The following is an 18,404-nucleotide window of genomic DNA, read 5'->3' as shown; positions in this document are numbered from 1 at the left end:
ATAAAGGACTTCTAACTTCAATTTCTCAAATAAGGTCGTCTTTGATCGACAATACAAAATCAAGTCAGAATTCGCAGATAAACAGCACAAAAGAAGAGGTTAATCTGGGAAGAAGTATGGCGCAATCCTTTTATCAGTTGAAAAAAGTGATAAAAGACTGGGAGCTTGCATATACACTGAAATCTTCGGTTAGTGGCGTGGTTACTTTTTTGCAGGTTTGGAATGAGAATCAGACCATAAATGTGGGAGACAACGTCTTTTCCATTATTCCCGACGCTAAGAATACTTTTATTGGAAAGGTAAAAGCTCCGGCACTCAATTCAGGAAAAATAAAAGTAGGACAAAGAGTAAATATCCGTTTGGCAAATTATCCGGACCGTGAATTTGGTGTGTTAAGAGGAGAAATCAAAAACATTTCATTGGTACCCGATAAAGACGGAAATCTGTTGTTGGACGTTGCACTTCCAAACGGATTAAAAACATCTTACGACAAACAAATTGTATTTCAGCAGGAAATGAAAGGAAGCGCAGAAATTGTAACCGAAGATCTGCGTTTGATCGAACGAATTTTATATCAATTTAAAAACATTTTTGAACAAGTTTAAAAGAAAACTAACCCTAACCAAAACCACAAATCTTAAATGAAAAAGACACTGTTAATTCTTGTTGTTTTATTATTTCAATACTCCTTTTCAAAACCAATTACCGAAACTCAAAAACTGGCAGCGACTTGCAAGGTTTGGGGTTTTCTAAAGTATTATCATCCGAATGTTGCTAACGGAAATTTTAATTGGGATGACGAGCTTTTTAAAGTTTTGCCAAAAGTAGAAGAGGCAAAAACAGATATAGAATTTTCAAATGTTATCGAAAAATGGATTAATTCTTTAGGAAAAGTTAAAGCTTATAAAACTGAAATCTCAAATGAGGAAATAGATTATTTTGATAAAAACTTTGACCTTTCATGGACACAAAATACGGAGTTGTTTTCTAAGAGTCTTTGTCAAAAACTTAAGTTTATTGAGCAAAATAAAATTCAGGGAAAACAATATTATGTCGAAAAAGGAACTGAATTCGTAAATGAAGTGGAGTATGAGGTATTCAATGACAAAGATAAAAACTTCCGACTTTTGGCGTTGTTTCGTTTTTGGAATTATGTTGAATATTTTTTTCCATACAAATATCAAATGGATCAAAATTGGGATTTGACTTTAATTGAATTCTTGCCTAGGACAATTAACCCAGTTTCAGAAGGAGATTATTACTTAGCATTGAAAGAGTTTAGCGCAAAACTAAATGATACTCATGCTTTGTTTGGAGCAAATAAACTATTTAATGCTATTGGGTGGAATTACATTCCTTTTGATGTGAAATTTATAGATAATAAAGCGGTGGTTACTGGTTTCAAAAATGAATCTTTATCAAAAATTAATGATATAAAAGTTGGTGATGTAATTACTAAAATTAAAGAGAAAACAATTGCTGATCTTATAAAAGAAAATCAAAAATATGTTGAAGGTTCGAATTCTGCTGCAATCTTAAACAATATGGAATGGACTATTTTTACCGGAAATTCTACTGAAATTGAATTTATAAGAAATGGTAAAATAGAAACAAAAACTATTAATCTGTATGGATATAAGGATTTAAAAATCAATTATGAAAACAACAGCGAGAAGTATAAATTTTTAGAAAATAACATTGGTTATGCGAATTTGGCTGTATTAACTCCAGATGATGTCCCAGCTATGATGGAACAGTTTAAAAATTCTACAGCTATCATTTTTGATATTCGAAATTATCCTCAAGGAACGAACTTTGCAATTGCAGAATATTTAAATCCAGAACCTAGAGATTTTGTGAAATCTATTGATCCTGATATAACTTCGCCAGGGCGTTATATTTGGAGAAAAGAAGATACCCCTTGCGGGAAGATTAATCCGGATTATTATAAAGGAAATGTTATTCTTTTAGTAAATGAAAAATCAATAAGTCATTCCGAGTTTACCGCCATGACATTAAAAGTCGCTCCAAAAGCTACTGTAATTGGTAGTCAAACGGCTGGCGCGGATGGAAGAAGTTATCGATTTGAAATTATAAAAGGCCTTTGGACTTCTTTTACAACTTATGGCGTCTTTTATCCAAATAAAAAAGAAACACAACGAATAGGAGTTGTTCCTGATATTGAAGTAAAACCAACTATTTTAGGAATCCAGCAAGGAAGGGATGAAGTTTTGGAAAGAGCTGTTCTTTTTGCAAAAAATGGCAAATAAAAAATCTAAATAATCTTTGTCGAATTTTTAAACTTTGACAAAGATGTTTTTACATCTTCAAATAAAATTCTTTTGTAAGCTCAATATATTCTGGCGTATAAACATGACGATCAATTTCAATAACTAATTCATCGATTTCAACTTCAGAAATTTCATTTCGACTAAAAGCCAATAAACTACGCTTGATTTCGGATTTTGGAGTTCCTTTTACTCTTGTAATTTTTAAAGGATATAATTCGAATTCTTTTGCTAAAGCAGTAAATTTTTCTTCTTCTTTAAATGGAATAATTACAGCTAGAATTCCGTTTTCTGAAAGCAACAAATCGGCAGCTTCTACAATTTCTTCAAAAGGCATTGCATCTTGAAACCTTGCCAAATCACGTTGTTCATTATCTGTTTTATAGTCTTCAGCATAAAAAGGCGGATTCGAAACAATCAAATCGTATTCATCTTCCGGTTCTTCAATAAATTCGTCTAAACCAGCATGAAAGCAAAATAAACGATCGCCCCAAGGAGAAGCTTCAAAGTTTTCTACAGCTTGTTCGTAAGCATCTTCATCAATTTCAAGCGCATCAATTTGTTCTGCATGAGTTCGCTGCGCCAGCATTAAAGCAATAATTCCAGTTCCAGCACCAACATCCAAAACACTAAACGGATTGTGATTTACAGGAGCCCAAGCGCCAAGTAAAACACCATCTGTGCCCACTTTCATAGCGCACCGATCTTGATTTATAGAGAATTGCTTAAACTGAAACATCTTAAGTTAGAATTAATAAATGAAGATTTCGAATTCAGATTAGAAACTGAATACTTAAAACTGTGACTGAATACTAAAGATACATCTCGATCAATCCTTCAGGAAGATCCATGATTACTTTTTTGTTCTCACGATCGATTTTTACAAGGAAATGATCGATCATTGGAACTAAAATTTCTACTTCGCCATTTAAAACTTCAAAAAGAGGTTGGGCAGTAGAATCGTTAATAGAAGTTATTTTACCGAAAACGCCTAAACGTTTGTCTTCGATTTCAAAACCAATAACTTCGTGGAAGTAAAATTTGTTACCAGTAAGTTTTGGTAACATGGTTAAAGGAAGATAAATGCCGTTTCCAACAAGAGCATCAGCATCTTCTTCGGTATTTACATCTTCAAAACGAACTCTAAGAAAGTCGTTTTTGTGTAAAGAACTAGTTTCAATAAAAAAAGGAACCAAGTGTTTGTTGTGTTCAACAAACACTGATTCCAGATTTTCGTATAACTCGGGTTCGTCTGTGTCTAAATAGATCAGAACTTCACCTTTGAAACTAAATTTTTTAGCGATTTTACCTAAATAAAAACATTCTTCTTTACGCATTATCGCCAAGTAAAAATTATGCTTCAGTTGTTTCGTTATTCTCTTCAGCAGCAGGAGCTTCTTCAGCTTCAACTTCAGCAACTTCTTCAGTAGCCTCAGTAGCTTGTGCAGCGGCAGCAGCTTCTGCTTGAGCAGCAGCAGCATCAGCAACACGTTTAGCGTTAACTTCTTGCTCAGCTTTTAAAGCTTTTGCTTTCACATCAGCTTTAGCTTTAGATAAACCTTCTTTTTTAGCATCAACTTTACCAGCTTTTGCTTCTAACCAAGCAGTTAATTTAGCATCTGCTTGCTCTTGTGTTAAAGCACCTTTACGAACTCCTCCATCAAGGTGGTGTTTCAATAAAGCACCTTTGTAAGAAAGGATTGCTCTTGCAGTATCAGTTGGTTGAGCACCATTGTGTAACCATTTAACTGCGCTGTCAAGGTTTAACTCAACAGTTGCTGGGTTAGTGTTTGGATTGTAAGTACCGATTTTCTCTAAGTATTTACCATCTCTTTTTGAGCGTGCATCTGCAGCTACAACCCAGTAAAAAGGTTTTCCTTTTTTACCGTGTCTTTGTAATCTAATTTTTACTGACATAATCTAGTGATTAAATTTTGAGGTACTCGACCTCTGTTAATTAAGGGCGCAAAGATATAATTTTTTTATGAATAATACGTTTCAAAAACTATTAAATGTAATTTAGTTATTCTTTTGATGGATTTTCACCTCATTTAGCTTTAATTTTCAAAAATTTATTAGTTGTAAAGCAGTACTTTTGTATCAAATTCATTTTAAAAATATGAAGAAATACTTTTACTTTCTAACATTTTTATTTCTCCTAACATCTTGTACTGAAGATGTAAAATTTAATAATCCCGCTTTTCAGACTCTAAAAGATAATATTTTTTGGAGAGGACGTAGTTACACTGCTGAAACACAAACCGATGGGGTTTTTGTTGTCGGAGGTTCTTTAGGTTACGAAAAAATAACTTTTATGATTCCTCAGCCAATTGAACAAACTTATACTTTAGGAATAGATAATACATCTAAAGCTATTTACAAGAATACACTTTCGGGACAAGAAGCAGAATTTACAACAGGAGAAGGAAGGGGTAGTGGCCAAATTGTTATTACTGAATATAATACAATCGATAAAACCATCTCTGGAACATTTAGATTTAGAGCAATCAATGTTGATGCGACAGCTGAGAAACAACAAATCAATTTTACAGAAGGCGTTTTTTATAAAATTCCTGTTGGTCCAGGGCATCAATTTACCGCAAACTAGGTTCTCGTTTTGGTCGTATTTTATCAAATCAAAATAAAAACTTAAATAAACTGCTAACATAGTGGATTAGATAAAAATAAGATTACATTTGTTTATTATTATAAATAAATATCTATGAATATTTTTGTTGGAAGCCTTCCATTCAGTATTGAGGAAGCAGATTTAAGAGAGTCTTTTGAGGCTTATGGAGCAGTTGACTCTGTTAAAATTATTACTGATAAATTTACTGGAAGAAGTAAAGGATTTGGTTTTGTTGAAATGCCAAATGACGCTGAGGCTCAAAAAGCAATTGACGAATTAAACGGAGCAGTAGTTTCTGGACGTACAATTGTTGTAAACAAATCTGAACCAAAACCAGAAGGCGAAAGAAGAAGTTTTAACAACAACCGCGGTGGAAACAATCGTGGTGGTTACGGAAACAACCGTGGCGGAGATCGCGGAAACAGAGGAGATTACTAAGAGATTTTTTCTAAAATATAAAAGGGATAAACTTACGTTTATCCCTTTTTTTGTTTCAAGTTTCAAGTTTCAGGTTTCACGTTCTCTAACTTGAAACTTGAAACCTGAAACAAAATAAACTATTATACGTTTGCAGCTAACCAGTCACCAACTTCTTTGGTACCGTAAACTTTTCCTCCGTTTGCTAAATCTTCAGTAACTACTCCAGCTTCTAAAGCTTTGTTTACAGCATCTCTCATTGCTTTTCCTTCTTCCATTAATCCGAAGTTTTCGAACATCATAGCAGCAGATAAAACAGTAGCCATTGGATTAGCAATGTTTAATCCTGTAGCTTGTGGATATGAACCGTGAATAGGCTCAAATAAAGACACTTCAGCTCCCATAGATGCAGAAGGCATTAATCCCATTGAACCTGAAATTACAGAAGCTTCATCTGTTAGGATATCTCCAAATAAGTTTTCAGTAATCAATACGTCATAAGAGTTTGGCCATTGAACCAAACGCATTGCAACAGCATCAACAAATTCGTATGAAACTTCAACCTCTGGATAATCTTTTTCCATTGCTTGTACTGTTTCTCTCCATAAACGTGACGTTTCCAAAACGTTTGCTTTATCAACGCAGCATAATTTTTTAGAGCGTGTCATGGCTAATTCGAAACCTTTTTTAGCCAAACGCTGTACTTCTGCTCTTGTGTAAACACAGTTGTCGTAAGCAGTATCTCCGTTATCTTTTCTTCCTTTTTCACCAAAGTAAATTCCTCCAGTTAATTCTCTTAAGAAAACTAAATCAGTTCCTTCGATTCTTTCTCTTTTTAATGGAGATTTATCTAATAAAGATGGGAATGTAAAAGTTGGTCTTACGTTTGCAAACAAACCTAATGCTTTACGCATTTTTAACAAACCTTGCTCTGGACGAACTGGTGCAGAAGGATCGTTATCATATTTTGGGTGACCGATTGCTCCAAAAAGAACGGCATCAGCATTTTTACAAACTTCGTGTGTTTCATCTGGATAAGGCTCACCTACTGCATCAATTGCGGCAGCACCAGTTAAAGCTGGTTTCCAAGTAATTTCATGTCCAAATTTTTGTGCAATAGCATCTGATACTTTTACGGCTTGATCGATTACTTCTGGTCCGATTCCGTCTCCGGCTAAAAGGGCTATGTTTAATTTCATTCTATATGTGTTTTATAAGGTTCAAAGTGACAAAGTGACAAAGGTTCAAAGTTTAAAAAGTAGACCAAAACTTTGTCACTTTGTTACTTTGAACCTTTGTCACTATATTAAGTAATTATATTAAGCATTTTTTGCGTCGCAATAATCGCTGCAACGGTTTGATCTGAATCTAATCCGCGGGTTTTGAATTCTTTTCCGTTGTTGACCCATGTAATAATGGTTTCGCACAAGGCATCAGAACTACTTCCTGGCGGAATTCGCACGGCATAGTCAATCAATTTTGGAAGCGTCAATTTTTTGCTTTTGTAAATTTTAGATAAAGCATTCATAAAAGCATCAAACTGACCGTCTCCTTGCGCATTTTCTTCGATTATTTCTCCGTTTAAATTTAGAGATAAAGTCGTCGATGGGCGCATTCCTTTAGAATGAACCAGCATATAAGAATTGATTGTGATTTTTTCTTCGTAAGTATGGCTGTCCAAAACATCAGAAATAATGTAGGGAAGATCTTCCTTCGTTACGGTTTCTTTTTTGTCGCCCAATTCGATAATTCTTTGGGTAACCAATTTCAAATCTTCGTTGTTTAGTTTTAAACCTAATTCCTGAAGATTCTTTTCGATATTGGCTTTTCCAGAAGTTTTTCCTAGGGCATATTTACGTTTTCTTCCAAAACGTTCTGGAAGAAGATCATTAAAATAAAGATTGTTTTTATTGTCTCCGTCAGCGTGAATTCCAGCCGTCTGTGTAAAAACGTTGTCGCCGACAATAGGTTTATTTGCAGGGATTCTATAACCTGTAAATGTTTCAACCAATTTGCTTACAGAATACAATGAAGTTTCTTTTACGTTGATACTTACTTGCGGTAAATAATCGTTGATTACGGCAACAGTACTTTCAAGAGGTGCATTTCCAGCACGTTCTCCCATTCCGTTAACCGTTACGTGAAGTCCGTTGATTCCGGCTTTTATCGCTTCCATAACATTGGCAACGCTTAAATCGTAATCGTTGTGAGCATGGAAATCAAAGTGAATCTGTGGATATTTGTCTTTAATTTTTGAAATAAATTCAAAAGTCAAAGATGGAATTAAAACTCCTAAAGTATCAGGAAGTAAAACTCTTTTAATTGGCTGAGTGGATAAAAACTCCAAAAATTGAAAAACATATTCAGGAGAATTTCGCATTCCGTTGCTCCAGTCTTCCAAATAAACATTGGTCTCAATGTCGTTTTCTTTGGCAGAAGCTATGATTTGAGCGATTTCAGAAAAATGCTGTTCAGGAGTTTTTTTCAGTTGATGCGTTAAGTGATTCATTGAACCTTTAGTCAATAAATTCTGCACTTTAGCACCAGCTTTTTTCATCCAATCGATTGAAACGCCGCCGTCAACAAAAGTTAAAACTTCAATTCTATTGGTGTAACCTTTTAATTCAGCCCATGAAGTAATGCCTTTTACAGCATTAAATTCTCCTTCGCTCACACGCGCCGAAGCAATTTCGATTCTATCAATATTTAATTCCTCCAACAACAATTGCGCAATGGTCAGTTTTTCTGCAGCAGAAAATGATACTCCTGAGGTTTGTTCACCGTCACGAAGCGTCGTATCCATTATTTCAATTTTTCTTTTTTCCATATTGATAATCTATATTTCTTTCAATTCGAAATGATAGCGGGTTTGTATTATTAATTTAGAAAGACCCGAGAGGTTTTAAAGCCTTTCGGGTCTAATAGACTGAATGATATTGCTATTAGTAAGGAAGTTTATCAGCAAAAGCCTTAATATCTTCCTTCATATCTTGTAAGTAATCAATATCGTCAAAACCATTAATTAGGTTGTTCTTTTTGTAACCGTTAATAGCGAAAGATTCTTGCTCACCAGTTGACAGTAAAGTAATCGTTTGGTTTGGAAGATTGATTTCTAATTCTGTATTTGGATCAGCCTCGATAGCTTTGAAAATGTTGGCTAAAAATTCTGGGCTGATTTGTACTGGTAAAACACCAATATTTAAACAGTTTCCTTTGAAGATATCAGCAAAGAAAGAAGAAACTACAGCACGGAATCCGTAATCGTAAACTGCCCATGCAGCGTGCTCTCTAGAAGATCCAGAACCGAAGTTTTTTCCTCCTACAAGGATTTTTCCGCTGTAAGTTGGGTTGTTTAAAACGAAATCTGCTTTTGGAGTATCGTCTCCATTGTATCTCCAGTCTCTGAAAAGATTATCTCCAAAACCTTCACGTTTTGTAGCTTTCAAGAAACGAGCTGGAATGATTTGATCTGTATCTACGTTCTCAATTGGCAACGGAACTCCGCTGCTTGTAAGTATATTAAATTTATCGTATGCCATTTTAATTTGCTTTAGGCTGTAGGCTGTAAGCTTTAGGCTTTTTTCTACAGCATATTATTTTTTTGCTTTAGGCTGTAAGCTGTGAGCTTTAGGCCTTTTTTGAAGTTGCTAATTTGCTTAAAGCCTATTGCTTAAAGCTTATAGCAAGAATTAGAATAATTCCCTTGGGTCTGTTAGTTTACCTGTAACAGCAGCAGCAGCAGCCATAATCGGACTTGCTAATAAAGTTCTTGAACCAGGACCTTGACGACCTTCAAAGTTTCTGTTTGAAGTACTTACTGCATATTTACCAGCAGGAACTTTATCATCGTTCATTGCTAAACAAGCCGAACATCCAGGCTGACGTAATACGAAACCAGCTTCTGTCAGGATATCTAAAATTCCTTCTTCTTTAATTTGTGCTTCAACAACGTGAGATCCAGGAACTAACCAAGCCGTAACATTGTCCGCTTTTTTTCTTCCTTTTACAATTTCAGCGAAAGCTCTAAAATCTTCAATACGTCCGTTTGTACAGCTTCCTAAGAAAACATAATCGATTTGTTTTCCGATCATTACATCATCTTCGTTGAAGCCCATGTAAGCTAAAGATTTTTTGTAAGTTTCCTCACCACCTTCAACTTCTTTAGCATTCGGGATATGTTTTGTAATACCAATTCCCATTCCAGGGTTAGTACCATAAGTAATCATTGGTTCGATGTCTTCCGCTTTGATGTTTAATTCGGCATCAAAAACAGCATCAGCATCCGTTTTTAGCGTTTTCCAATATTCAACAGCTTTAGTCCAAGCTTCTCCTTTTGGAGCATATAATCTTCCTTCTAAGAAATCGAAAGTAGTTTGGTCAGGAGCAATCATTCCGCCACGAGCACCCATTTCGATACTTAAGTTACAAACTGTCATACGACCTTCCATAGTCATGTTTTCAAAAACATCACCAGCGTATTCAACAAAGTAACCCGTTCCTCCAGAAGTAGTTAATTGAGCAATAATGTAAAGCGCAACGTCTTTTGGTCCAACTCCTTTACTTAGTTGTCCGTTTACGTTAATACGCATTTTCTTTGGTTTTGGCTGCATAATACATTGAGTAGAAAGCACCATTTCAACCTCAGATGTTCCGATACCGAAAGCAATAGCTCCAAAAGCACCGTGAGTAGACGTATGTGAATCCCCGCATACAATAGTAGCACCAGGCAAAGTAATTCCGTTTTCAGGACCAACTACGTGTACAATTCCATTTTTTTGGTGACCTAATCCCCAGTGCGAAATTCCGTATTCGTTTGCATTGTCTTCAAGAGCTTTTAACTGATTTGCAGATAAAGGATCTTCTACTGGTAAATGTTGGTTTATAGTTGGTGTATTATGGTCTGCAGTTGCAAAAGTACGTTGTGGGTATAAAACGTTAACGCCTCTTGATTTTAATCCTAAAAAAGCAACAGGACTCGTAACTTCATGAATGAAATGGCGGTCAATAAAAAACACATCTGGCCCATCTTCAATTTTACGCACAACATGTGAATCCCATACTTTGTCAAATAATGTCTTACTCATTTTTTATTTTTTTTAATTGTAATTTCTATAACCACAGCAATTTCCTGTTCATTATAATAGCAAAACAAAAGTAAAAAAAGATAAAAAAGCGTCAATTTCAATATTTCATTATATACGATACCCAAACTAAATTACAAATTGCCAATTGGCTTTTGCAACTTCAAATTTGACAGAAAAATGATTTAGAAACGGATTTTGTTTTTCTTTTTTTATTTTGATTTTACCTGATTGTTTTTTATTTTAATAGTTTGCAAATTTATCTTAAAAGCACTATAAAATATAAGATTTTGTTTAAAAATATGTAACAAATTGGATAAAAATAGTAATAATTGTTAGTTTTGATTTTGTTTAAAAATGGATGCTTTTTTACTTTTTAAGGGTGTAAATTGTTGTTTTTTACTTGTTATTTAGAATCAATAAAACAGCAAAATACTACGACATCCAAGAAGCGAATTTTTGTGAATTTTTATTGGTTTTAGTTCGAAAATTAAACTTTTAGAAAGAGAGTTAGATAAATTTAATTCAAAGAATTTTTAAATTCCAAAGCCGCAATGAGTATTCAAAACGGATAATCGGAGCTTTTAAAGATTTATATAATGAAATCCGTAATCCATTCTATATGTTTTGATTTTAAATTTATTTCCAAGATTTTCTATTTGATAAACTCTAGCATTGGTTTCGTCGAAGTAACAATTGTAGTTATATGAAAATTCTTCTGGATGCCATTCTCGTTTCATTAACTCGTAATTTTTACGTAATCTGATTTTAGCTGAATCGATATTTTCGTCTGGAATGTCATAGCTTCCTCTTAAAGTATGGAGTACACTGCTACTGTCTTTTTCTTCAATTCTTTTGCAATTTAATACGGAAGTGAGCATCTCGTTGATTAATGTATACCTCTTATTTGATTTTCTTCGATCGCTATTATTAATCAGCTCATCTATGCCTGAATTAAGTTGATTTGTAAAAGTTGTATTTGTTTTGGGAACATTTTGTAATAGTTTATCAAATGGAAATTCCCAATAATCTCTGTATTTACTATTAAAAAGAGGCATGGCATAAATTTGTTTTTTACCATTAATAAAAACTAAAATATGATTTCTGTTTTTATATCCTTCAGGCTGTGAATAAAGTTGGATTTCGATATTGAATTCGCCTTCCTTAACACTTTTCACTAACTTAAATTCTTTACTTTTTTCTGATTTTTTTTCAGCTGTTAATTGGGGATATTTTTCAATTAAATTTTGAATAGAATTGTTAATTTTCGGTTCAACACTTTGATTACAACTAGCTGAAATAAAATAGATTAAAAAATATGAAATGACATATTGTACCCTAACACTCTTTGCAGATTTATTTTTCATTATTAAAATTTATTTTATTGAAGTTGGATTGGTGTTTTAAATTTTATTTATGAGTCTTGTATTTTTCAGGATTATATAGCCTTTTTTCGTTATAATCGTCCGAATATTTTTTAAAATCACTTTCTTTTTCTTTGATTAAAAAAAGGTAATTCAGATATGGCTTTTCCTTTGTTGGGTAAACAAGAACAATTGCTTTATCGTTATAACTTACAACATCATAAGAAAAATTTCCCCAAGTCATAATGCTGTCTTCAGAAACAGACCATTTTTGCGGATCTTCAGGCATAAACGGATCTTCAGGTTTAGTAGTAAATTTTCCATTTTCATCCTTGTTGTACCGATAAGATAACTGGTCGTCTTTAAACTTAAAATAGGTAAAATAGGAGTTGCAATTAGTATAATAACACCAATATTCATCAGATTTTGTTTCCAAAGATTTTTCAATAGGATTTTTTTCTGAACAACTAATTAGTAGAATAATCAGAAAGAGAGAAAAGTATTTTTTCATAGAATTTTGATTAAAATTTTATGTTTAGAATTTAATTAAATCCTCTGTATCAAGTTTAGGTGTAAATTATTGTCTAAATTAGATTGTTAAAATGTTTAAATCTAATAATATTTTGTCAAAACAAGTTGTTTTGTTTAACAATTTCGGCTTTATTTTCTCCAAAAAAAGCGTAAATTTGAATCCCTTCCACTTTTAATCCCGAATATCGTTATATTTCATATTGTCAATGCATTGCGACATGAAGGATTTGGAATTTGGAACTTAAAATTTTGATTTTTACAACTCTATGTATTTAATATTCGATACCGAAACAACCGGACTACCAAAACGCTGGGATGCGCCAATCACCGATTCTGATAACTGGCCTCGCTGTATACAGATCGCTTGGCAATTGCATGACGAGATGGGACAGCTTATCGAGCATCAGGATTATTTGGTAAAACCAGAAGGATTTAATATTCCGTATGATGCTGAACGTATTCACGGAATCTCGACTGAATTGGCTGAAGCCGATGGAATCACTTTGGCCGAAGTTTTAGAGAAATTCAATATTGCATTAAGCAAAACGAAATATATTGTAGGTCAGAATTTAGGATTCGACGTTAATATTATGGGAGCCGAATTCCATAGAATGGGAGTAGAATCTCAAATGAGTTCTATGCCTGTTTTGGATACCTGTACCGAAGTTACGGCTTCGTTATTACAGCTTCCCGGAGGTCGTGGAGGAAAATTCAAACTTCCAACTTTGACGGAACTTCACGAATATTTATTCAATGTTCCTTTCGCGGAAGCGCACAACGCAACTGCCGATGTTGAGGCAACTACGCGTTGTTTCTTAGAATTGGTTAGAAGAGAAGTTTTCACCAAAGAAGAACTGGATGTTCCGAAAGAGTATTTCAAAGAATTTCAAGAAAGAAATGCGGAACCATTCAAGTTAATTGGTTTAAAACACATCAACTTAAAAGCGGCTTCTGATAAAATCAGAGAACAGCTTAAAGCTCTTGCTGGAGAAGGTCAGCAGACTGTTGTTTCAGAAGAAGAAAAAGCCGATTTCAAAGCGGCCAAATTTGCGCATTTACACAATCATACCCAGTTTTCGGTTTTGCAATCGACTATTGGAGTTGGAAATATTGTGGCAGCTTCCGCTAAAAACGGAATGCCAGCCGTGGCGATGACAGATACAGGAAACATGATGGGAGCTTTCCATTTTGTGAGTGCTGTTATGAACCACAACAAAGCGGCTTCTGGAAAAAATAAAGCATTAGTTGAAGCGGGAGAAGAACCAACAGAAACAGAGGTGAAACCTATTGTGGGTTGCGAATTTAATATCTGCGAAAACCACTTAGATAAAAGCAAAAAAGACAATGGTTATCAAGTTGTTTTAATGGCTAAAAATAAAGCCGGTTATCACAACTTGGCTAAAATGGCCTCGATTGCCTACACTGACGGATTTTATTATGTTCCGAGAATTGACAGAAAGATCGTTGAGCAATACAAAGGCGATATCATGGTTTTGTCTGGGAATTTATACGGAGAAATTCCGAGTAAAATCTTGAATATTGGTGAAAACCAAGCAGAAGAAGCCTTAATTTGGTGGAAAGAACAATTTGGCGAAGATTTCTATTTGGAAGTAATGCGCCACAATCAGGAAGATGAAAATCGTGTCAACAAAACTTTGATTGAGTTTTCTCAAAAACACAATGTCAAGTTAATTGCGACTAACAATACCTATTATTTAAATAAAGAAGATGCCAACGCACACGATATTTTATTGTGTGTAAAAGACGGTGAAAAGCAGGCAACGCCAATTGGTCGTGGTCGTGGTTACCGTTACGGGCTTCCAAATCAGGAATATTATTTCAAGTCGCAAGAAGAGATGAAAAAACTCTTTGCCGATTTACCAGAAGCGATTATCAACATTCAAGAAATTATAGATAAAGTTGAAGGATATTCGCTTTATCGTGATGTATTGCTTCCGAAATTCGAAATTCCTGATGAATTTATGGTGCCGGAAGATGAAGAGGACGGTGGTGTTCGTGGAGAAAATAAATATTTGCGCCATCTTACTATGGAAGGTGCAAAAAGAAGATACGGCGAAATTACTGAATCGATTCAAGAACGTTTGGATTTTGAATTGATGACGATTTCCAATTCAGGATATCCTGGTTATTTCTTGATTGTACAGGATTTCATCGCCGAAGCTAGAAATATGGATGTTTCGGTGGGACCTGGGCGTGGTTCTGCAGCCGGATCTGCGGTTGCATATTGTTTAGGAATTACCAATATTGACCCGATTAAATACGACTTACTTTTTGAGCGTTTCCTGAATCCTGACCGTGTATCGATGCCCGATATTGATATCGACTTTGATGACGAGGGTCGTGGACGTGTAATGGAATACGTAATCAACAAATACGGTCAAAAACAGGTGGCGCAGATTATCACTTACGGTAAAATGGCGACCAAATCGGCGATTCGTGATACGGCGCGTGTACTGGATTTACCATTGTTTGAAGCCGATAGAATTGCCAAACTGATTCCGGGAATGATGCCGTCAAAATGGAATTTGGCGCGTTTTATTTCGGAAAGTGAAGAGGAAGTGAAAAAAGCACTTCGTTCGGATGAATTTGACAATGTAAAAGAATTAATCGCGATTGCCAATGAAGATGATTTGGCAGGAGAAACCATTCAGCAGGCAAAAATCCTTGAAGGATCTATGCGTAATACGGGAATTCACGCCTGCGGGGTAATCATTACGCCGTCGGATATTACGAATTATGTTCCGGTTACGACAGCAAAAGATTCGGATTTATATGTAACACAGTTTGATAACTCGGTTGCAGAAAGTGCCGGATTGCTGAAAATGGACTTCTTGGGTCTGAAGACCCTTACGCTGATAAAAGATACCGTAAAACTGGTAAAATATAGAACGGGAATTGAATTAAATCCAGATACTTTTCCAATTGATGATGAAGAAACGTATGCGCTTTTCCAAAGAGGTGAAACAGTCGGAATCTTCCAATATGAGTCGCCTGGGATGCAGAAATACATGAAAGATCTGAAACCAACGGTATTTGGAGATTTAATTGCCATGAATGCCTTGTATCGTCCGGGACCTTTGGAGTATATTCCGTCTTTCGTTCGAAGAAAAAATGGCGACGAGGAAATTAAATACGATTTAGATGCCTGTGCTGAATATTTATCGGAAACCTACGGAATTACAGTTTACCAAGAGCAAGTAATGCTTTTGTCTCAGTCTTTGGCAGGATTTACAAAGGGTGAGGCCGACGTCTTGCGTAAAGCGATGGGTAAGAAACAAAAAGACGTACTAGATAAAATGAAACCAAAGTTTGTTGAACAAGCAGCCGCAAAAGGTCATGATGCCAAAGTTCTGGAGAAAATCTGGAAAGACTGGGAAGCTTTTGCGAGTTACGCATTCAACAAATCACACTCGACTTGTTATGCTTGGATCGCGTACCAAACTGCTTATTTGAAAGCGCATTATCCTGCTGAATATATGGCAGCAGTACTTTCGAATAACATGAACGATATCAAGCAAGTTTCGTTCTTTATGGAAGAATGTAAACGTATGGGATTACAAGTTCTTGGACCAGACGTAAACGAATCGTACTATAAATTTACGGTAAACGATGATTACGCCGTTCGTTTCGGAATGGGGGCGATTAAAGGAGTAGGAGCTGGAGCCGTTGAAACTATTGTAGAAAACAGAAAAGACGGAAGATATAAATCGATTTTTGATTTAGCGAAGCGAATCGATTTGCGTGCAGCTAATAAAAAAGCGATTGAGAATTTAGCATTGGCAGGAGGTTTTGATTCGTTTGAAGGAACAACCAGAGCGCAATATTTCCATGATGATGGTGACGGAATTACCTTCTACGAAAAAGCAATGCGTTACGGATCTAAGTTTCAGGAAAATGAAAACTCTTCGCAAGTAAGTTTGTTTGGAGAAGCCAGCGAAGTGCAAATCGCCGAACCAATTGTACCGCCATGTGAAGACTGGAGTACAATGGAAAAATTGGCAAAAGAGAAAGAAGTTGTCGGAATCTACATTTCTGGACATCCGCTTGATGATTTTAGATTTGAAATGAAATACTTCTGCAATGCCCGATTGGAAGCATTAAAAAGTATGAATGAATATGTTGGAAAGAATTTACATTTTGCCGGAATTATCAATAATGTACAACACCGTGTGGCTAAAAACGGAAAAGGTTGGGCGGCGTTCAATTTAGAAGGTTATGATGAAAGTTATGAGTTTAAGATTTTTGGAGAGGAATATTTGAAGTTCCGCCATTTCTTGATTCAAAACAATTTCGCCTTTTTGAAAATATTGATCAAAGACGGATGGGTAAATCACGATACCGGTAAAAAGTCAGATCCTAGAATGCAGTTTGTTGAGATTAGACAATTGCAGGATATTCTGGAAGCTTTTGCTAAAAAACTAATTGTTTTATTGAATATAAAAGATCTTCATCCTGAATTTATACATAAACTGAGTCATTTATTTAATGAAAATAAAGGCGATAATACTGTGACTTTTGAAATCATGGAATTAGAAAAAATAAAAAAACTGGTTGAGGTAGAAACACCAACAGATTTTGAAAATGCAGATGATGCAGTTTTTGAAGATGAAAACGAAGATGCTGCAATGGAAGACACCAAAATACAAGAGGTTAATGAGGTGGAAGAAATAAAAGTAGTGACCAAATTGACAATGCCAAGCCGCCGATTAAAAATTAGAATTTCAGCCGAATTATTGCAGGAATTGGAGAAAATGCAGATCAATTTTAAACTGAACTAAAAATTTAACAGTTAAAATTTAAACAGATGTTAATTTTTTGTGTTAAAAATATGCGTGCATAATAGTTTTTTAGTAATATTGCCCAAAATTACAACGATTTCGTTCCAAGTCTAACTTTGCAAACTGTAAGAATATGTTAAAAATGCTCTAAGTTTGTATAAATCAATAAATCAAAATTATGAAAAAGAACCTATTTTTATTAGGATTATTAGTTTGCTCTATGGCTTCAGTAGCGCAGACAACAGAAAAAGCAGATAAACCAGAAAGCTGGTATTTCAAATTAGGAGGGTCATACTTCAATCAAACCGCTTCAACTGAGTTTCCAGTTGTTGGAGGAAATTTACCATTGGATAAAACATATGTAGGAGGACAATTAGTATCTGAAAAAAGTATCACTGGTTCTTTTGGTCAAGGTTTTAGAACTGGTATTACAGCAGGTTATAGATTTTCTACTCGTTTAGGAGTTGAATTAGGAGTGAATTACTACAATAGTAATGATAAAAAAATGGCTCAAACAACTACCGATACGCCAATTACTCCAACAGGAGAATATAGCTTCAAATCTGTAGGTCAAATTACAGCTTTTGATTTAGCGCCTGCAATTGTAATGTTTTTAGGAGAATCTGGTGGTTTTGAACCATATACTAAAGTAGGGGTTTTAGTTCCTATTCATGGAGATTTAGAAATTACGTCTGACGCTTATGCGCCAATCGCATTTAATCCAAATACAGGAGCTCCTGTTGCTTTTGGAGATGTTCATAGCGTTGATAAAGTAAAACCAAACCCAACAATAGGATTTACGGCTGCGGTTGGTACAACTTTTAAACTGACATCACATCTTTCAGCTTTTGCAGAATTAGAATACCGTAATTTTACAGTTCACGGAAAAACAAAAGAAACAACTGAATTTACTGTAAATGGTAACGATGCATTGGCTACAAGAACTACGGCACAAATTCATACTAATTATAGAGATAGATTAGATGTTAATTCTAATAATCCGGCTTTTAATCCAAACACAGCTACTCCAGATAAAAGAGATACAACAAGACCTAATGAGGCAATGGACGAATTAAGTTCATACGTTGGAATTTCAGGTTTAGGATTAACATTAGGTATCAAATACAGCCTATAATTTTAATCCATTTAAAGTTTAAAAAAAGAGGATATTCGAAAGAATATCCTCTTTTTTGTTTGGTGAATTGCCTCCTGCTTTAGCTGGAGGTATTTGGCTTTTAAATGTTAAGGCTTTAGCCAAACCTCAGTTCGGCTAAAGCCTTTTTGTTTTAGTCAAT

General features: G+C 34.8%; 15 protein-coding genes. 6 read left to right on the top strand and 9 right to left on the bottom strand.

The genetic code is table 11. The features are described from left to right. Positions 1-605 (top strand): HlyD family secretion protein (locus tag K6T82_RS16750; protein WP_223707906.1); only part of this gene is annotated, 605 nt, incomplete at its 5' end. A 36-nt stretch (positions 606-641) separates the two neighbouring features. After that, positions 642-2,270, top strand: coding sequence for a S41 family peptidase (locus K6T82_RS16745; protein ID WP_223707904.1), 1,629 nt, complete (start codon positions 642-644; stop codon positions 2,268-2,270). 49 nt (positions 2,271-2,319) lie between these two features. Here the strand turns inward: K6T82_RS16745 and K6T82_RS16740 are convergent, their stop codons facing one another. The 3 genes from K6T82_RS16740 to K6T82_RS16730 all read right to left on the bottom strand — a co-directional run bounded on the left by K6T82_RS16740 (position 2,320) and on the right by K6T82_RS16730 (position 4,205). Continuing rightward, complete coding sequence (locus K6T82_RS16740; protein WP_223707902.1) at positions 2,320-3,027, bottom strand: tRNA1(Val) (adenine(37)-N6)-methyltransferase; 708 nt, start codon at positions 3,025-3,027, stop codon at positions 2,320-2,322. A gap of 73 nt (positions 3,028-3,100) precedes the next feature. Next, a complete protein-coding gene (rimM, locus tag K6T82_RS16735) occupies positions 3,101-3,625 on the bottom strand; it encodes a ribosome maturation factor RimM (protein ID WP_223707900.1) in 525 nt (174 codons plus the stop codon). A 16-nt stretch (positions 3,626-3,641) separates the two neighbouring features. After that, entirely contained in the window at positions 3,642-4,205 is a 564-nt protein-coding gene (locus K6T82_RS16730; protein ID WP_223707898.1) for a 30S ribosomal protein S16, read from the bottom strand. A gap of 202 nt (positions 4,206-4,407) precedes the next feature. Between K6T82_RS16730 and K6T82_RS16725 the strand changes: the two genes are divergently transcribed. Further along, positions 4,408-4,896, top strand: a complete 489-nt coding sequence (locus K6T82_RS16725; RefSeq protein ID WP_223707895.1) for a DUF6252 domain-containing protein — start codon at positions 4,408-4,410, stop codon at positions 4,894-4,896. A gap of 114 nt (positions 4,897-5,010) precedes the next feature. Then, on the top strand, positions 5,011-5,355 hold the full coding sequence (locus tag K6T82_RS16720) for an RNA recognition motif domain-containing protein (RefSeq protein WP_223707893.1): 345 nt from the start codon (positions 5,011-5,013) through the stop codon (positions 5,353-5,355). A gap of 122 nt (positions 5,356-5,477) precedes the next feature. Here the strand turns inward: K6T82_RS16720 and leuB are convergent, their stop codons facing one another. From leuB to K6T82_RS16690, 6 genes are all read right to left on the bottom strand, one after another. Next, a complete protein-coding gene (gene leuB, locus K6T82_RS16715; protein WP_223707891.1) occupies positions 5,478-6,533 on the bottom strand; it encodes a 3-isopropylmalate dehydrogenase in 1,056 nt (351 codons plus the stop codon). A 107-nt stretch (positions 6,534-6,640) separates the two neighbouring features. After that, positions 6,641-8,161, bottom strand: coding sequence for an alpha-isopropylmalate synthase regulatory domain-containing protein (locus K6T82_RS16710; RefSeq protein WP_223707889.1), 1,521 nt, complete (start codon positions 8,159-8,161; stop codon positions 6,641-6,643). 115 nt (positions 8,162-8,276) lie between these two features. After that, positions 8,277-8,873, bottom strand: a complete 597-nt coding sequence (leuD, locus tag K6T82_RS16705; protein WP_026727052.1) for a 3-isopropylmalate dehydratase small subunit — start codon at positions 8,871-8,873, stop codon at positions 8,277-8,279. Positions 8,874-9,023: 150 nt separating this feature from the next. Next, positions 9,024-10,418 (bottom strand): 3-isopropylmalate dehydratase large subunit, encoded by a 1,395-nt coding sequence (gene leuC / locus K6T82_RS16700; RefSeq protein WP_223707886.1) that lies wholly within the window; start codon positions 10,416-10,418, stop codon positions 9,024-9,026. 581 nt (positions 10,419-10,999) lie between these two features. Beyond that, positions 11,000-11,782 carry a hypothetical protein gene (locus K6T82_RS16695; RefSeq protein WP_223707884.1) on the bottom strand — a complete coding sequence of 261 codons (783 nt, stop codon included), beginning with the start codon at positions 11,780-11,782 and terminating at the stop codon, positions 11,000-11,002. A gap of 43 nt (positions 11,783-11,825) precedes the next feature. Further along, positions 11,826-12,290 carry a hypothetical protein gene (locus K6T82_RS16690; protein WP_223707881.1) on the bottom strand — a complete coding sequence of 155 codons (465 nt, stop codon included), beginning with the start codon at positions 12,288-12,290 and terminating at the stop codon, positions 11,826-11,828. A 286-nt stretch (positions 12,291-12,576) separates the two neighbouring features. Between K6T82_RS16690 and dnaE the strand changes: the two genes are divergently transcribed. Beyond that, positions 12,577-17,109, top strand: coding sequence for a DNA polymerase III subunit alpha (gene dnaE, locus K6T82_RS16685; RefSeq protein ID WP_223707878.1), 4,533 nt, complete (start codon positions 12,577-12,579; stop codon positions 17,107-17,109). A 178-nt stretch (positions 17,110-17,287) separates the two neighbouring features. Then, positions 17,288-18,244, top strand: a complete 957-nt coding sequence (locus K6T82_RS16680) for an outer membrane beta-barrel protein (protein WP_223707876.1) — start codon at positions 17,288-17,290, stop codon at positions 18,242-18,244. Positions 18,245-18,404: the final 160 nt, after the last annotated feature.

Origin of the sequence: Flavobacterium potami (assembly GCF_020026915.1) — a bacterium.
Lineage (GTDB): Bacteria > Bacteroidota > Bacteroidia > Flavobacteriales > Flavobacteriaceae > Flavobacterium > Flavobacterium potami.
Note: the sequence above shows the minus strand (reverse complement) of the source record. Positions and strands in the feature narration are given on the sequence as shown.

Bases quoted from the DNA above. Each gene is read 5' to 3' on its own strand.
- K6T82_RS16745 (WP_223707904.1), top strand. From the start codon at position 642: ATGAAAAAGACACTGTTAATTCTTGTTGTTTTATTATTTCAATACTCC.
- K6T82_RS16740 (WP_223707902.1), bottom strand. From the start codon at position 3,027: ATGTTTCAGTTTAAGCAATTCTCTATAAATCAAGATCGGTGCGCTATG.
- rimM (WP_223707900.1), bottom strand. From the start codon at position 3,625: ATGCGTAAAGAAGAATGTTTTTATTTAGGTAAAATCGCTAAAAAATTT.
- K6T82_RS16730 (WP_223707898.1), bottom strand. From the start codon at position 4,205: ATGTCAGTAAAAATTAGATTACAAAGACACGGTAAAAAAGGAAAACCT.
- K6T82_RS16725 (WP_223707895.1), top strand. From the start codon at position 4,408: ATGAAGAAATACTTTTACTTTCTAACATTTTTATTTCTCCTAACATCT.
- K6T82_RS16720 (WP_223707893.1), top strand. From the start codon at position 5,011: ATGAATATTTTTGTTGGAAGCCTTCCATTCAGTATTGAGGAAGCAGAT.
- leuB (WP_223707891.1), bottom strand. From the start codon at position 6,533: ATGAAATTAAACATAGCCCTTTTAGCCGGAGACGGAATCGGACCAGAA.
- K6T82_RS16710 (WP_223707889.1), bottom strand. From the start codon at position 8,161: ATGGAAAAAAGAAAAATTGAAATAATGGATACGACGCTTCGTGACGGT.
- leuD (WP_026727052.1), bottom strand. From the start codon at position 8,873: ATGGCATACGATAAATTTAATATACTTACAAGCAGCGGAGTTCCGTTG.
- leuC (WP_223707886.1), bottom strand. From the start codon at position 10,418: ATGAGTAAGACATTATTTGACAAAGTATGGGATTCACATGTTGTGCGT.
- K6T82_RS16695 (WP_223707884.1), bottom strand. From the start codon at position 11,782: ATGAAAAATAAATCTGCAAAGAGTGTTAGGGTACAATATGTCATTTCA.
- K6T82_RS16690 (WP_223707881.1), bottom strand. From the start codon at position 12,290: ATGAAAAAATACTTTTCTCTCTTTCTGATTATTCTACTAATTAGTTGT.
- dnaE (WP_223707878.1), top strand. From the start codon at position 12,577: ATGTATTTAATATTCGATACCGAAACAACCGGACTACCAAAACGCTGG.
- K6T82_RS16680 (WP_223707876.1), top strand. From the start codon at position 17,288: ATGAAAAAGAACCTATTTTTATTAGGATTATTAGTTTGCTCTATGGCT.